13 protein-coding genes and 1 riboswitch are annotated in these 15,411 nt (G+C 39.1%); of the genes, 6 read left to right on the forward strand and 7 right to left on the reverse strand.

Annotation, left to right across the window (positions count from 1 at the left end; genetic code table 11):
- The first annotated feature begins 49 nt into the window (after positions 1-49).
- The 3 genes from HCX62_RS02615 (at position 50) to HCX62_RS02625 (ending at position 6,948) form a co-directional block, all read left to right on the forward strand.
- Positions 50-685, forward strand: coding sequence for an FMN-dependent NADH-azoreductase (locus HCX62_RS02615; RefSeq protein ID WP_185604022.1), 636 nt, complete (start codon positions 50-52; stop codon positions 683-685).
- Between the two features lie 194 nt (positions 686-879).
- A complete protein-coding gene (locus HCX62_RS02620) occupies positions 880-2,256 on the forward strand; it encodes an amino acid permease (RefSeq protein ID WP_185636913.1) in 1,377 nt (458 codons plus the stop codon).
- A gap of 264 nt (positions 2,257-2,520) precedes the next feature.
- Positions 2,521-6,948 carry a 2-hydroxyacyl-CoA dehydratase gene (locus tag HCX62_RS02625; protein WP_185636914.1) on the forward strand — a complete coding sequence of 1,476 codons (4,428 nt, stop codon included), beginning with the start codon at positions 2,521-2,523 and terminating at the stop codon, positions 6,946-6,948.
- 52 nt (positions 6,949-7,000) lie between these two features.
- Here HCX62_RS02625 and ybaK read toward each other — a convergent pair whose 3' ends face one another.
- Entirely contained in the window at positions 7,001-7,477 is a 477-nt protein-coding gene (gene ybaK / locus HCX62_RS02630; protein ID WP_185636915.1) for a Cys-tRNA(Pro) deacylase, read from the reverse strand.
- A gap of 123 nt (positions 7,478-7,600) precedes the next feature.
- On the opposite strand from ybaK, the gene HCX62_RS02635 reads away from it, so the two are divergent.
- Positions 7,601-8,254, forward strand: a complete 654-nt coding sequence (locus tag HCX62_RS02635; protein ID WP_185636916.1) for a DUF5105 domain-containing protein — start codon at positions 7,601-7,603, stop codon at positions 8,252-8,254.
- Positions 8,255-8,388: 134 nt separating this feature from the next.
- Here the strand turns inward: HCX62_RS02635 and HCX62_RS02640 are convergent, their stop codons facing one another.
- The 4 genes from HCX62_RS02640 to HCX62_RS02655 form a co-directional block, all read right to left on the reverse strand.
- Positions 8,389-9,090, reverse strand: a complete 702-nt coding sequence (locus HCX62_RS02640; RefSeq protein ID WP_185636917.1) for a DUF554 domain-containing protein — start codon at positions 9,088-9,090, stop codon at positions 8,389-8,391.
- A 114-nt stretch (positions 9,091-9,204) separates the two neighbouring features.
- Positions 9,205-9,846, reverse strand: a complete 642-nt coding sequence (locus HCX62_RS02645; protein ID WP_185636918.1) for an NAD(P)-dependent oxidoreductase — start codon at positions 9,844-9,846, stop codon at positions 9,205-9,207.
- A gap of 87 nt (positions 9,847-9,933) precedes the next feature.
- Complete coding sequence (gene rarD / locus HCX62_RS02650; RefSeq protein ID WP_185636919.1) at positions 9,934-10,860, reverse strand: EamA family transporter RarD; 927 nt, start codon at positions 10,858-10,860, stop codon at positions 9,934-9,936.
- A gap of 105 nt (positions 10,861-10,965) precedes the next feature.
- Positions 10,966-11,496, reverse strand: a complete 531-nt coding sequence (locus HCX62_RS02655) for a YceI family protein (protein ID WP_185502422.1) — start codon at positions 11,494-11,496, stop codon at positions 10,966-10,968.
- A gap of 254 nt (positions 11,497-11,750) precedes the next feature.
- Between HCX62_RS02655 and HCX62_RS02660 the strand changes: the two genes are divergently transcribed.
- Positions 11,751-12,212 carry a MarR family winged helix-turn-helix transcriptional regulator gene (locus HCX62_RS02660; protein ID WP_185638003.1) on the forward strand — a complete coding sequence of 154 codons (462 nt, stop codon included), beginning with the start codon at positions 11,751-11,753 and terminating at the stop codon, positions 12,210-12,212.
- 51 nt (positions 12,213-12,263) lie between these two features.
- Here HCX62_RS02660 and HCX62_RS02665 read toward each other — a convergent pair whose 3' ends face one another.
- Together HCX62_RS02665 and ytvA are read right to left on the reverse strand one after the other, a co-directional pair.
- A complete protein-coding gene (locus tag HCX62_RS02665; RefSeq protein WP_185636920.1) occupies positions 12,264-13,724 on the reverse strand; it encodes an amino acid permease in 1,461 nt (486 codons plus the stop codon).
- Between the two features lie 89 nt (positions 13,725-13,813).
- A riboswitch (Lysine riboswitch) is annotated at positions 13,814-14,011 on the reverse strand.
- A 68-nt stretch (positions 14,012-14,079) separates the two neighbouring features.
- A complete protein-coding gene (ytvA, locus tag HCX62_RS02670; RefSeq protein ID WP_185636921.1) occupies positions 14,080-14,841 on the reverse strand; it encodes a YtvA family blue-light photoreceptor in 762 nt (253 codons plus the stop codon).
- A gap of 152 nt (positions 14,842-14,993) precedes the next feature.
- Between ytvA and HCX62_RS02675 the strand changes: the two genes are divergently transcribed.
- Positions 14,994-15,347, forward strand: coding sequence for an iron-sulfur cluster biosynthesis family protein (locus tag HCX62_RS02675; RefSeq protein ID WP_185636922.1), 354 nt, complete (start codon positions 14,994-14,996; stop codon positions 15,345-15,347).
- The last annotated feature ends 64 nt before the right edge of the window (positions 15,348-15,411 follow it).

Here is a 15,411-nt window from a genome sequence, read left to right on the forward strand (position 1 = left end):
ATAGTACTATTATATAGAAGGAACAAATAAAATCTATGAGGTGTTCATAATGTCAAAAGTACTATTTATTAAAGCGTCACCACTTCCAAATGAAGTATCCAGAAGCTCGCAAGTTGCCGAAACGTTCATGGCTGAATATAAAGCGAAAAATCCTTCTGATACAGTAGAAGAATTAGTTTTATACAATACAGAAGTACCCTTGCTTGATCTAGAATTAATGTCGGCTGGAAGAGAATTACAAGCTGGTAAAGCTTTCACTGATTTAGCTCCAGACGTACAAAAAAAATTAAATGCATATAATGCGCTAACAGAACAATTTTTAGCAGCAGACAAATATGTTTTTGTATTCCCACTTTGGAACCTTGGAATCCCGCCATTATTAAAAGCTTATATTGATACTTTTGTAGTTGCTGGAAAATCTTTCCGTTATACTGAACATGGCCCAGAGGCACTTTTAAAAGATAAAAAAGCGATCTTAATCCATGGTAGCGGTGGTATTTATTCTGCTGGACCAACAAGTTCATTTACTCACGGAGAACCATATTTGCGTACTATTTTACAATTTATCGGTATTAATGTAGTACCATCGATTTTTGTAGAAGGAATTGATCACAATCCTAGCAAAGAAGCGGAAATCGTTGCAGCTGCTAAAGCGGTAGCGCAGGAAAGTGCTGCAGAATTCTAAAAAAGTTTGTGAAAAATTTATTTCTTGCTAATGATATTAAGGTAGTATTATCAACTGTCTAGACCAATAAAAACATATAAAAAGTTTGCTAATCCCTTTATAAGTTGGTAAAGTAGAGAAGTAGATTGATCGATAAAGTGCTGATTTCACTCAGCACTTTATTCTGTTTAATTACTCGAAAGGGATGAATTAGGATGGAAGAGCAAAAAGAAGAATTGCAAAGAGGACTGAAAAATAGACACATTCAGTTAATCGCGATTGGCGGAGCAATTGGTACAGGGCTTTTTCTAGGAGCAGGGAAGTCAATTCATTTGGCGGGTCCATCTATCATGTTAGTTTACTTAATTATTGGGGCTATTTTATTCTTTGTTATGAGAGCTTTGGGTGAATTATTAATACATAACCCAACAACAGGATCTTTTACAGAATTTGCAGAACAGTACATTGGACCGTGGGCTGGCTTTATTACCGGCTGGACATATTGGTTCTGCTGGATTGTGACAGGTATCGCGGAAATTACAGCAGTTGGTATGTACGTGAAATTTTGGGTGCCAGACTTACCACAATGGATTCCAGCGCTGGCTTGCGTTTTAATACTTCTTTTGTTTAACTTAGCAACCGTCAAAGCTTTTGGCGAAATTGAATTTTGGTTCGCGATTATTAAAGTGGTTGTCATTATTGCATTGATTGTTATTGGATTTGTACTAGTATTTATTGGTTATAAACATGGAACAAGTACGGCTTCATTTTCTAATTTAGTCGATTACGGAGGCTTTTTCCCAAATGGAATTGCTGGGTTCTTACTCGCTTTCCAAATGGCGACTTTTTCGTTTGTCGGAATTGAACTTGTTGGTGTAACCGCGGGAGAAGCAGATGACCCAGAGCGGACACTTCCAAAAGCAATTAATAATATTCCTATTCGGATTTTAATCTTTTATATTGGTGCGTTACTCGTACTGATGTCGATTTATCCGTGGAGTAATATTGATCCAAATACGAGTCCATTCGTTAGTGTATTTACGATGATTGGGATTCCAGCGGCGGCCGGAATTATTAACTTTGTGGTGTTAACGGCTGCGATGTCTTCCTGTAATAGCGGGATTTTCAGTACAAGCCGGATGCTTTATACACTTTCAGCAGAAGGAAAAGCACCGAGAAAAATGCATCATTTGAGCTCAAATGGGGTTCCAGCGACAGCGTTAATTACTTCAACAGCTTGTTTACTTATCGGCGTGTTTTTAAATTATATTTTACCTGAGCAAGTATTTATTCTAGTAACGAGTATTGCGACGATTTGCTTTATCTGGGTTTGGGGCGTTATTTTAGTGGCACATTTACGTTTTCGCCGTAAACATCCAGAAATTGCAGAGAAAAGTAAATTTAAAATGCCATTATCTCCTTTAATGAACTGGGTTAGCTTGATTTTCTTCGGAGGACTACTAGTTATCCTCGGTTTTGCAGCAGATACGAGAATTGCGCTATTCGTTACACCAGTATGGTTCTTGATTCTAGGTATCGCTTATCAGATTTTAAAAGCTTCCAACCGAAAGACAAAAATTCGACATAATTAACAACCTGGCAAGTATTCGCTAAACAAGGCAGTTTTAGTGAATTCTTGCTTTTTTTTGGCTTTAAAAGTGCCGCGAATTTCTTTACAAATGAAAAAAATCGTGTAGAATGATAGGTGTTTAGAGCGTTTTGTCGCCTTCACGCACATCGAGTGAGTACTCACTCATTTTTTAGAAATAACTATTTATGTGAAGCGACGTACAATCGACGGATAATATGTGAAATTTAATACATATTAAGTAGTGCGTAACGAAAGGGATGAGAAAATGATTCATGCAGGATTAGATGTAGGATCAACAACAGCAAAAGCCGTAGCACTTAATGACCAGGGGGATATTTTATTTCAAACTTACCGAAGACATTATTCCGACATTAAAAAAGTAACATTAGAAATCATGCAAGACATGCAAAAAAAATGTGGGATGACCGAAATGACGTTCAAAATTACCGGTTCATCAGGTCTAGCAATTTCCAAATTTTTGAATGTGCCATTTGTGCAGGAAGTAATTGCTTGTACGGAAGCGGTCGAACAAGTTATTCCAGAAACGGATGTAGTAATCGAGCTAGGTGGGGAAGACGCGAAGATTATTTATTTCAGTGGCGGAATTGAGCAACGAATGAATAATGCTTGTGCTGGTGGAACAGGAGCGTTTATTGATCAAATCGCCACGCTGCTTCAAACAGACCCAACAGGCTTAAATGAATTGGCGCAAAATGCGAATACAATTTACCCGATTGCTTCCAGATGTGGGGTGTTTGCCAAAACGGACGTACAACCATTACTGAATGAAGGCGCTAGAAAAGAAGATATTGCAGCTTCCATTTTCCAAAGTGTGGTGACGCAGACAATTAGTGGGCTTGCTTGTGGACGTCCAATCCGCGGGAAAGTAGCGTTTCTTGGAGGACCACTTACATTCCTTGACCAATTGCGTTATCGTTTTACAGAAACATTGAAGATGAAAGATAGTGATATTATTGCGCCTCAAAATGCGGAATATTTTATTGCACTTGGAACTGCTTTTACTGGACTAAATGATGTGCCGCTAAAAGTAGATGATATGATTCATCGTCTTTCGAACATGGATATGACAACAATGGCAACAGATACCGTAATTTTGCCAGCACTTTTTGAAAAGAAAGAAGACTTAGAAGATTTTCGTGCGCGTCATAATCAAATGAAAGCAAAACGGGCGAAGTTGGAAGACTATGAAGGCGATGCTTACTTAGGCATTGATGCTGGATCGACTACGACTAAATTAATTTTAATGAGCCAAACAAATGAAATTCTTTACTCGTTTTATTCTAGTAATAATGGGAATCCACTGCAATCAGTTATTGATGCAACGAGTGATTTATATGAAATTTTACCTGAAAAAGTTCGAGTTGCGCAGTCGGGAATCACAGGCTACGGCGAGTCGCTTATTAAAGCCGCACTTAAAATTGATGTTGGCGAAATTGAAACAGTCGCGCATTACCGCGCCGCTCGCGAATTTTTGCCAGATGTTGATTTTATTTTAGACATTGGCGGACAAGATATGAAATGTATGAAAATCAAAAAAGGTGCGCTGGATAGTTTAATGCTGAATGAAGCTTGTTCTGCCGGATGTGGTTCATTCCTCGAAACATTTGCGCAAACACTTAATTTATCGATTGAAGATTTTGCCGCTAGAGCACTGGAAGCAAAAGCCCCAGTTGATTTAGGTTCACGCTGTACAGTTTTCATGAATTCCAAAGTGAAACAAGTACAAAAAGAAGGCGTTAGTATGGAAGATTTATCCGCTGGCCTTGCTTATTCTGTCGTGAAAAATGCCCTTCAAAAAGTAATTAAACTCCGTAGTCCGAAAGACATCGGTGAAAAAGTCATCGTTCAAGGTGGTACTTTTTACAATGAATCAGTCTTGCGTGCTTTTGAACTGTTAACCGGACGTGAAGTGGTTCGACCAGATATCGCTGGAATGATGGGCGCTTTTGGTGCAGCCTTGATTGCTCGCGAACATTACGAAACTGGCGAAGTGACAGAAATGCTCGTACTGGAAAAATTGCGTGAATTTAGCGCAGAAACTTCTCAGTCGCGCTGTAATCTTTGTAGCAACACGTGTCAACTAACAGTGACGAGATTTGGCGATGACCGGATGTTCGTTAGTGGAAATCGTTGTGAACGCGGCGAACGTGTCGAAACGAAACGCAATTTACTACCCAACTTATATGCCTATAAGTTAAAACGGACTTTTGATTACAAATCACTGAAAAAATCAGAAGCTACCAGAGGAACAATTGGTATTCCGCGTGCGCTAAATGTTTTTGAAAACTATCCGCTATGGCATACGATTTTAACGAACCTAGGTTTCCGCGTCGTTTTATCTTCTAAATCATCTAAAAACTTGTATGATAAAGGGATTGAAACGATTGCATCCGAAGCGGTTTGTTTCCCAGCCAAATTAACACATGGTCATATTATGGATTTAATTAAGAAAAAAGCAGACCGCATTTTCTATCCATCGGTCGTGTATGAAAAACCCGAATTCGGGGAGGCAACCAATAACTTCAACTGCCCAGTCGTGGCCGGTTATCCAGAGGTTATTCGTGTGAATGTCGATGCTTTAGAAGAGCAAAACATTCCAATGATTAGCCCATTTTTAACATTAGATAATGAAAAAGCGTTAATCGAACAAATGAGTCTAGCGTTCCCAGAAGTCCCAGCTGCGGATATGGAAAAAGCCGTTCGAGCAGGACTTGAAGAAGCTGAACTTTGCCGTAAAGACATTCAAGCGGAAGGGGAAGCCGCACTTACTTATATTAAGAAGAATAAAATTAAAGGGATTGTTCTTGCCGGACACCCGTATCATATTGATCCAGAAGTAAACCACGGAATTCCTGAGCTTATTACGATGAACGGGATGGCGGTTCTTACCGAAGATTCCATTTCCCATCTAGGTGAACTCGACCATAAACTTCGGGTTGAAAATCAGTGGAAATATCACGCAAGACTATATCGCGCAGCAAGTTTTACCGCTAAAAGTGAAGATTTGGAATTTGTGCAATTAACTTCATTTGGTTGCGGACTGGATGCGATCACAACAGATATGTGTCAAGAAATCATCGAAGGGCATAATAAAGTCTATACGTTGCTTAAAATCGATGAAATCAACAACCTTGGTGCCGCGCGTATCCGCGTGCGTTCCTTAAAAGCAGCCATGGAAGAACGCGAGAAAAATAACGTAAAACCAGGCATAATGGCGAAACCAAAAGAACGTCCATTATTCACAAAAGAAATGAAGAAAACCTATACTATTTTGGCGCCACAGCTAGCTCCGACTCATTTTGAAATGTTAGAAGCGGCTTGTAAGGTTGGCGGTTATAATTTAGAAGTACTTCCTGCCGTAACGCCTCGCGCGGTCGATGAAGGCTTGCGTTACGTCAATAATGATGCTTGTTATCCAGCGATTTTAACGATTGGACAAATGATGGATGCACTGAAACATGGCGATTATGACACCAATAATTTAGCGGTATTGATGACGCAAACAGGTGGCGGTTGTCGTGCAACTAACTATATTTCGATGCTGAAAAAAGCACTCGGGGAAGCTGGACTTGACCATATCCCAGTTATTTCGCTTAATGCCAATGGCTTAGAAAAACAACCAGGCTTTAAAATGACGCCAAAAGTACTTGTGCGTTTCTTAGCAGGAATTAGCTTAGGTGATGCGCTTGACCGAATGCTTTACCGGACAAGACCATATGAAGTTGAACCAGGAAGCGCCAATAAATTATTCCGTCAGTATCTTGATGCTGGACGTGCTCTAATGGAAAATTATTCTTTCGGAGCATATAAAAAATTAGCGAACGAAATGGTACGAGCTTTTGACAATTTGCCAATTACCGATGAAGTAAAACCAAGAGTCGGCGTGGTTGGAGAAATTCTTGTGAAATTCCATCCGGGGGCAAATAACAATATTGTCGATGTCATTGAAGATGAGGGCGGAGAAGCAGTTGTTCCGGACTTAACAGATTTCATTTTATATTGTTGCTATGATGATCACTTTGCTGCCAATACATTTGGTCGTTCCAAAGTAAAATCATTCGCGAAACAAAGCGTTGCCATTCCATTAATCAATCAATTCCGTAAACCAGTAACAGACGCCCTGAAGAAAAGTGAACGCTTTGAAGCACCAGCGAGTATAGAATCCATCGCTGAAAAAGCAAGTCAACTTTTATCACTTGGAAATAAAATGGGTGAAGGTTGGTTCTTAACAGGTGAAATGTTCGAATTACTCGATAGCAACGTGCCAAATATCGCGTGCTTACAACCGTTTGCGTGCTTACCAAACCATATTACTGGTCGAGGCATGATTAAAGGACTCAAAAAAATGTACCCAGAAGCCAACATCATGTCGATTGACTACGATGCCGGCTCAAGCTCTGTGAACCAATTAAACCGTATCAAACTAATGCTTTCAATAGCAAGAAAACAACTAGAAACTACCGAAGTTGTCACAGCAAAAGAAACCAATACAAGATTCAACCCAAGAGAAAAAATCCTTGGAAAAGCAAAACAAGTAAGAGAAAGCGCACCAGTCGAAATGATTGGCAATAAAGTCAAACAAGCACGCGAAGCCGATCCAGTTGGGGCTATCGCTCAGAAAGTAAAACATGTGGCATCAAGTAGCGAACATGTTCAAACAGATAATGATTAAATAAAAAGCCGCCCATACAAAATGGGCGGCTTTTTATCGCAAATTAACTTCTTTATTCTTCCGTAATCATCGCAAACTCCGCACGAACGACCTTTTTCAAATCAGCTGGCGCAAGTTCGATTTGCAGTCCTCTTTTTCCAGCTGAAATGAGCATAGTATCCAGCGATTCCGCACTACTATCAACAAAAGTTGGAAACAATTTCTTCATGCCAATCGGAGAACATCCACCGCGAATATAACCAGTCAACTTCTCTAGCGTATCTACCGCAATCAGTTCACATTTTTTATTCCCACTAATCTTTGCTAAATGCTTCAAATGTAGGGTTTTATCAGCCGGAATGCACGCAACAATATTTCCAGTTTTATCCCCAGTTAGAACGAGTGTTTTAAAAATCTGCGCGGGATTATTCCCAGTTTCTATTGCAACATGAAGCGCATCCAAGGCATCCTCACTCCAAGCATATTCACGTAAGTCATATTTTACCTTCTGTTTATCTAAAATCCGACACGCATTTGTCTTTTTATTCAAGTCTTTCACCTCAATTTAATTTAAAATATGTATATATTATGACACTTTTCGCAAAATAGTTGGTTTTTCTTACATCATTCTGTACAATGAAGTGGAATTCAAATAAGAAAGGGAGATTTAATAATGAAAAAAGGGTTATTTAGTATGGTCCTAGTGCTTGCGATGGTACTTGTTTTAAGTGCATGTGGCGGCGCATCAAGAGTAGAACCGAAAAAAGCAGGGGAAATCACAGTAAACGCAGTTGTTTATAACAAAGATACAGATAAAATAAAAGATGTATATGGTGAAGACGGCTCTAAATTCGAAAAAGAATTTGAAACTGGCTTTAAAGAAAGCTTTATCAGTACATTTGCAGCAAGCTTTTCTAGCGATGTAGACTTAGATAAACAAGTAGACGACTTCTATAACGCACTTCGCAAACAAGTAAACGAAAAAACTTCTTACACTACTAAAGTAACAAATGACGATAAAGAAAGTCCAGAAATTCAATTTGCTGTTAAAGGCCTTGATATGAAGGGCGTTCAAACAGAATTAGTGGAAGAATTAACAAAAGCAGCAACAGCCGATCCATCTATCGCAACAGATGATCAAAAAATGGCTGAAAAAACAATGGAAATCTATACTAAAGCTGTTCAAAATGCAGATGCAGTATCAGAACCAAAAACAGTGACACTTAAACTAAAAGCGGATCCAAACGACGATTCCTTATGGCAAATGCAAAACGACGTGGCTTTCATGCAAGAGCTAACAACAGCATTCTTCATGGCTGGCATTTAAGATTTCGTTTTCAAGAACACCAACAACTTTCGGGTTGCTGGTGTTTTTTTGTTTTAGAGAGAAAGTTGTACTATGGGTTAATTAATGTACAAGCCAAATGAAAAAACAGAGACTTGATAATCTCTGTTTTTCCTTTAAAAATAATAAATCCCCGTCACAATCAACGCAACGACCACAATCCCGGGAACCAAATTCGCGACCCGAATCTTCGTTAAGCCTAGCAAATTCAGCCCAATCGCTAAAATCATAATTCCTCCAGTAGCTGTTAGTTCTTCGATGATAAGAGCCATCAAATCAGCTGGGACGAATTGATTAATTTGCGTTGCGAACAGCGCGATAATGCCTTCGAATAGAAACACTGGAATAGCTGCGAGCATAACGCCCCAACCAAGTGTTGTACTAAGAAGAAGGGCGATGAAACCATCCATCACTGATTTGGTATAAAGGACGTCATGATTTCCACGAATGCCACTATCAAGCGCACCGATAATACCCATTGCGCCAATTACGAAAATAAGTGTAGCTGTCACAAAGCCTTTTGAAACATTACTTTTTCCTTTTGCTCCGACTTTACGCTCAATCCAGTGACCAAGCTGATTTAGATGATAATCTATGTTAAGCCATTCCCCAATAATGGCTCCAAAACAAATACTTAAAATGACAATGAGCGAGTTACTCGTTTTAAATGCCATTTGAATGCCAAGGACGATAACGGATAAACCCATCCCTTTCATGACAGTATCTTTCATACGTTCAGGGATATTATGTAATTTCATGCCAATTACGGAGCCAACTAAAATCCCCAGCCCGTTAACTAGCGCACCAAGTAAAACCATTTTTTTCCTCCCTCTTTTGCATATAGCATTAGTATACAGGAAGTTTCTGTCAATTGGGAGTATTATTTCGGATAAAAAAGTCGAAGGAAGCGTTTTGCTCCTTCGACTTTAGCGTTATTTTCCAGCTACTGTAAAGCGTTCATTTAAGTGATTTGGTCGTTCGATTTCATCCAAAACAGCAATCGCGTAGTCTTCCATACTAATAAAACTATTGCCATCGCTACCAAATAAAAGATGATCTCGTCCAGACTGGTATTCTCCGGTACGTTCGCCCGGCTCAAACATGGCAGAAGGGCTAATGTAAGTCCAACTGAGCTCTGCTTTATGTGCTTTTAAATGTTCCAATTGTTTCGCTTGCGCACGTGCAGTCGGATAATACGGCGCTTCCCGAAGTCCTTTTGATTCTAAAAGGGTATTGCCATTTTCATCAATTTGCAGACTAGCTGCTCCGCCAACGACAAGTAAGCGCGGCGAAACGGTTCCATTTAAAACAGAAATTAAATGATCAAGTGAAGTGACATGTTTTTCTGCTTCTTCTGGACTGACCCCGTAAGCATCGACAACGACATTTTGATCGGATACATCTGAAAGCGTTAAGTCAAAAATATCTTTTTGTAAAATATTAATATCTTTATGCGTTTGCGTGATTTTTCCAGCGTTTCTAACAATTGCTGTTACTTCGTGGCCACGGCTTTTCGCTTCTTCTAAAATTCTCGAACCAGCTCGCCCCGTAGCACCAATGATACCAATTTTCATAAAAAAAGCCCCCTATTCATTTTTATGGAATAGATTCTCGCTTGATAGAAGAATTATTCCCGAAAGAGGGGACTGGAAAACATTTTTTTAAGATTGTTCTTTTGCAGCGTTTGCTAGTTGTTTGATTTTTGCTGCGGAATAAATGTGGGAAATCGTGAAGATAATGAGCGCTAGCCAGATGAACATAAAGGCGAACAATTGGATATGATCGAAACTTTCTTTGAATAGTAACACACCAATTGCGAGCATTAAAGTCGGTCCGATATACTGCAAGAAGCCGACCATCGTGTAGCTGATTTTCTTCGCGGCTGTGGCAAATAAAAGTAGCGGGATAGCTGTAACAACACCAGCACCGACTAAAATAACATTGGTTTGCGCTGCGTATTGCATTAATCCATTTGTCGCGAAAAAGACTACATAGATGAGTGCGAATGGTGTAATAATCATCGTCTCAAGTGTTAAGCCAGTCCAGACAGAAACGGAAACAACCTTTTTAATCAGCCCGTAAAGCGAGAAGGTAACAGCCATACCGATTGCCGCCCAAGGAACGGAACCAAGATGCCAAGTGAGAATTAACACACCGATAGTTGCGGAAATAACAGCGATAATTTCACCACGACTTAATCGCTCTTTTAAAATAACCGTTGCGAGAAGTACGTTTACAAGTGGATTTATGTAGTAACCAAGACTTGCTTCCGTAACATGACCACTATTCACCGTGTAAATGAATAAATACCAGTTCGCTGTAACTAAAAAAGCCGCCGCGATAATGGCGATAAGCGTTTTTGGTTTAAGCAACACGTCTTTTGTTTCTTGAAAAACCATCGAGGCTTTTCGCAAACAAACGATCAAAAATAGCATAAAAATAAAAGACCAAATAATTCTATAGGCCAAAATCTCCATTGGCGGGACATTTGTAACTAGCTTCCAGTAAATTGGAAGGACACCCCAACACACATATGCGAGAGCGCCAGCGATAATTCCGCCTAGCTGTCCGTTTTGTTTATTTTCCATAGCGATGTTAGCCCCCTTTTTAAACAATAGAACTATTTTAGCTTAAAAGGGCGAATAAAGCTACAAAAAAACTACGAATATGCTAGCTATTCGTAGTTTTTATTATTATTTACTTGCTTCGATTTGGATGTTTAATTTTACTTCGTCACCGATAAGTACGCCACCAGTTTCTAACGCAGCATTGTAATTAAGGCCAAAGTCTTTGCGGTTGAATTTACCTTTTGCTTCAAAGCCAGCTACCATGTTACCAGTGTTTGGATCTTTTCCAGTTCCTTCGTAGCTTACTTCTAGTGTAAGAGGTTTTGTTACGTCACGAATAGTTAAGTCACCAGTCACTACGTATTCATCATCGCCGTCAGCTGTAATTTTTGTTGCTGTAAAAGTAACGTTTGGATATTTTTCTACATTAAAGAAGTCTTCGCTTTTCAAGTGACCATCACGTTGCGCTTGGCGAGTGTCAACAGAAGCAGCAGCAACGGAGAAGTTTAATTTTGCTGATGTTAAGTCTTCTGGATCCATTTCGATGTCTGCTGTGAAATCGCTAAATGCACCTTTTACTTTTGATACCATCATGTGTTTTACTTGAAATTCGATTGAACTATGCGCTGGGTCTACGTTCCATTTTTCTACTGTCATTGTTTCATTCCTCCAAATATGTTTTTTTATAAAAGCATTCTCTTATAATCTAGCCTAATTCAATGGAGCTTAAACCTTTGAAAAATACTTTTACGCCTTAGAAAAGCAATTGCTTAACTGTTTATGAGTAAACTATATCACACTTACTTTTAATAAGCAACTATTAAAACGTAATTCAAATATGTTTTTTTCGTAAATATGATTGAGTTTTTCTGCTAAAGTGCGTAGAATAGGTTACAAGAGGAGGTTGGATGATGGTAGGAATTAATACAGATACAGAAAATATTAGTGAATTATTAAAAACGTATTGGTCGATTCAACGGATTTCTGCGGGATATGCTGATCAAAATGCGGCTAGCTTGGGGCTAACCATTCAGCAACTTGCGATGATAAATGTGATTTACAGCACACCAGGAATTTCGGTGGCAGATTTAACGAAACGATTAATCATCACGGGAAGTTCAGCTGCAGCGAATGTGGACGGGTTAATTAGTTTAGGTTTAGTCATGAAATTAAACAAGACAATTCCAAGTGACAGCATGGATTTAAAATTGAAGCTCTCGAAAAAAGGAGAAGACTTATCAAAACGCTCCACTGCAAACGCTTTTATGTACAAAGCGATGATGAAAGTGTTTGAAAATCTTTCCGAAAATGAAATTGAAGACTTAATTCGCCTTAATAAAAAAGTAGAAACCTTGCTGAAAAAGAGCAAATAAAAACATCTCCTGTATCATTCAAGTAAAAATGAATGAACAAGAGATGTTTTTTTATTTTTTATCAAATTTGCAGTCTTCCAGTGGAATGACTTTTGTTTTATTTGTAATTTTAAAGGATAACCAGAAAATCAGGAAGATGGGTAGGCCGATATAAGAAATACCGATTTTTTGCCACCAAGCTGCATTTGTAAATTCTGGTTTTAAAAACGCCGCGTAATCCTGACCAACGATAACTAAAATACATAAAATCAATGCTAAAATTGGGCCGAATGGGAAAAATTTCGCTTTATATTTTAGTTCACTTAAGTCATGGCCTTGTTTAATGAAGGCTTTTCGGAAACGATAATGACTGACCGCGATTCCAACCCAGGCGATGAAGCCGGTTAAACCAGATGCAGACAGTAACCACGTATAGATCACAGTACCATTTTCAGTGAGTGTTGTTATGAACGTCATTGCGCCAACGATAGTAGTGACAATTAAAGCTGCCATCGGAATACCACGACGGTTCACTTTTCCTAAGAAACGAGGTGCTTTTTTATCGCGAGCCATTGCCCAAAGCATTCTTGTTGAAGCGTAAAGTCCCGAGTTACCAGCAGATAGCACAGAAGTTAGGATAACCGCATTCATCACCGAAGCCGCGAACGCAAGGCCAGCTTTTTCAAAAACGAGCGTAAATGGACTAATTGCCACATCCGTCGCCTCAGCGCTAAGTAAATTAGGATTAGTATAAGGAATAATCATCCCGATAATGAAAATCGCGAAAATGTAAAATAACAAAATCCGCCAGAAAACTTGTTTAATCGCTTTCGGCACGCTGGTTTCTGGGGTAGCACTTTCACCAGCCGCAATCCCAACCATTTCTGTCCCTTGGAAAGAAAATCCGGCAATCAAGAACGTACCTAATATCGCGAAAAATCCACCTTTGAAAGGGGCATCGCCAGCAGTAAAGTTAGAAAAACCGATGACTTCGCCGCCAAGAATTCCGACAATCGTTAGCACGCCGACGATAAGGAAAATAATGACAGTAGCCACTTTGATAATCGAGAACCAATATTCCGATTCCCCGTAAGCTTTTACCGATAGTGCATTTAAACCGAAAATCAAAATTAAGAAAATCGCGCTCCACAACCAAGCAGGGGTGTTCGGTAACCAAAATTGAACAATAATCGCCGCTGTGGAAATATCGACCGCCAGCGTAATCGCCCAGTTAAACCAATAATTCCACCCAAGTGCAAAACCGAAAGCTGGGTCAACAAACCGACTAGCGTACGTACTAAACGAACCAGAAACCGGCATATACGTAGCCATTTCTCCCAAACTCGTCATTAAAAAGTACACCATAATTCCGATGGCAACATAAGCAACCAACGCACCACCAGGTCCAGCCGTATGAATCGCATTACCGCTCGCTAAAAATAATCCTGTTCCAATCGAACCACCAATGGCTATCATGGATAGATGCCTTGTTTTTAAGTCACGACGTATTTCGCCGTGTGTTTCTTTTTTCACTATTAATCTCCCTTTCTATCTTTAGAGGAAGTGCGCAAAAACAGCCAATCTGCAAGAAATTGGCTGTTACGTATTTTACCAACATCATTTTGTCAGATAGCACACCTATAAGAAATTTCGACAAATTCTTATAGCAGTCCAGCCCCTTTAGGAAACTGTCCCAACAACTATTTCTAAACAAAGAGAAAATAGTCACTTCGGCGATCAACCTGTTCATCTTTTGTCGTCGGCGTCTTTGTTTCGCCTCGAAAAAATTACTAGTGCATCTCGCAACCTCTACCTCACCATTTGGATGAGGGTTTATATTTGATTATTTACCCATAATAACGGAAAATGGGCTATTTTGCAATACGTTTTAGTAAAATTGTAGTGCTTCTTTGATAGTGCTGTAAGTAGTTAGGCTGGCTAGACTTTCTTCGTAGCGAATTAAAGTCATGGCAAATTTTGGTGAAATACCGGTGATAATGAGTTCGACACCAGTTAATTTCATAAAGCCATGGAATTTCACGAGGTTCATCACGGCGTCTTCGTTAAATTCAGCTAAGCCAGAAAGATCCATGATTAAATAGTCTTCCTTACCATGATCCATATATTCGCTCACATATTCCGACATATGTTGAAAACGGTCATGTGTTAAAGAGCCGATTAATGGCAGTACACAAATATTTTCTTTAATTGGCACAATCGGTGTAGAGAGTTTCTCGATTTCACGTAACGATTTTTCGAGTTCCAGCTGATAGTCATGTTCGTTTGTCACGTCTTTTTGAATCCCTACAAAATACAAATGATCATTATCATCGTAAATAGGTTCAATCGTAAGCTCATTCATAAAAGAAGTGCCATCTTTTCGGTAATTTTTTAGTAAAACATTCGCAGTTGATTGTTGGTTAATAGCATGACGGATTTTTGCAACTTCTTCTTTGTCCGTATCATCGCCTTGTAAAAAGTGGCAATTAGAGCCAATTGCTTCTTCTTTCGCATAGCCAGTAATATTTTCAAAACCAGTGTTCACAAAAATAATTGGATTATCATTTTGTTCAGGATCGGTAATAATTACTCCTACACTAGACAAATTTAATGCTTTCAAAATAACATCGAATTTTGGATAAGCGGTCATCTGCGTGTTTCTCCCCCTTTGTAAATACACACCTATCATACCACGCTAATGAACGAAAGCCCAATGACTAATTTGTGAAATTTATCGTATGTGAGCAGAGGAAGGGAAATCGCACGAAACCAGGTGTATAATAGCATTAGAGGTGATTAGTTATGTATATTACATTTACAGAAAGCGCTAAGAATCGGCTCGCTGCACTACGGTCGAATTTAGAAGGGCGGCTGCATTTATACTATGATACAGAAGGTTGTTCTTGTGAAAACAGTGGGATTTTTACGCTTCGATTAGTAGAAGAGAAAACGGCCGAAGATAACGAAATTGAATCGAACATTGGTCCAGTGCTGATCAAACGTTGGACAGAAATATTTTTAGAAGAGGCGTTGATTATTGATTATGATGACGCACAAAAAACACTTATTTTAAAAAGTGACGGCCAGTATTATAACCGCAATCTGTTGCTTGTGACGGATAAAGATGAGGTCATTAGTTGCCCAGTAACTTTATAATAGAAGAGAAGCCTAGAGTAAATTTTTATTCTAGGCTTTTTTATGAAAATTTCATGAGAATGTG

The sequence above is a fragment of the Listeria swaminathanii genome (assembly GCF_014229645.1).
GTDB lineage: Bacteria > Bacillota > Bacilli > Lactobacillales > Listeriaceae > Listeria > Listeria swaminathanii.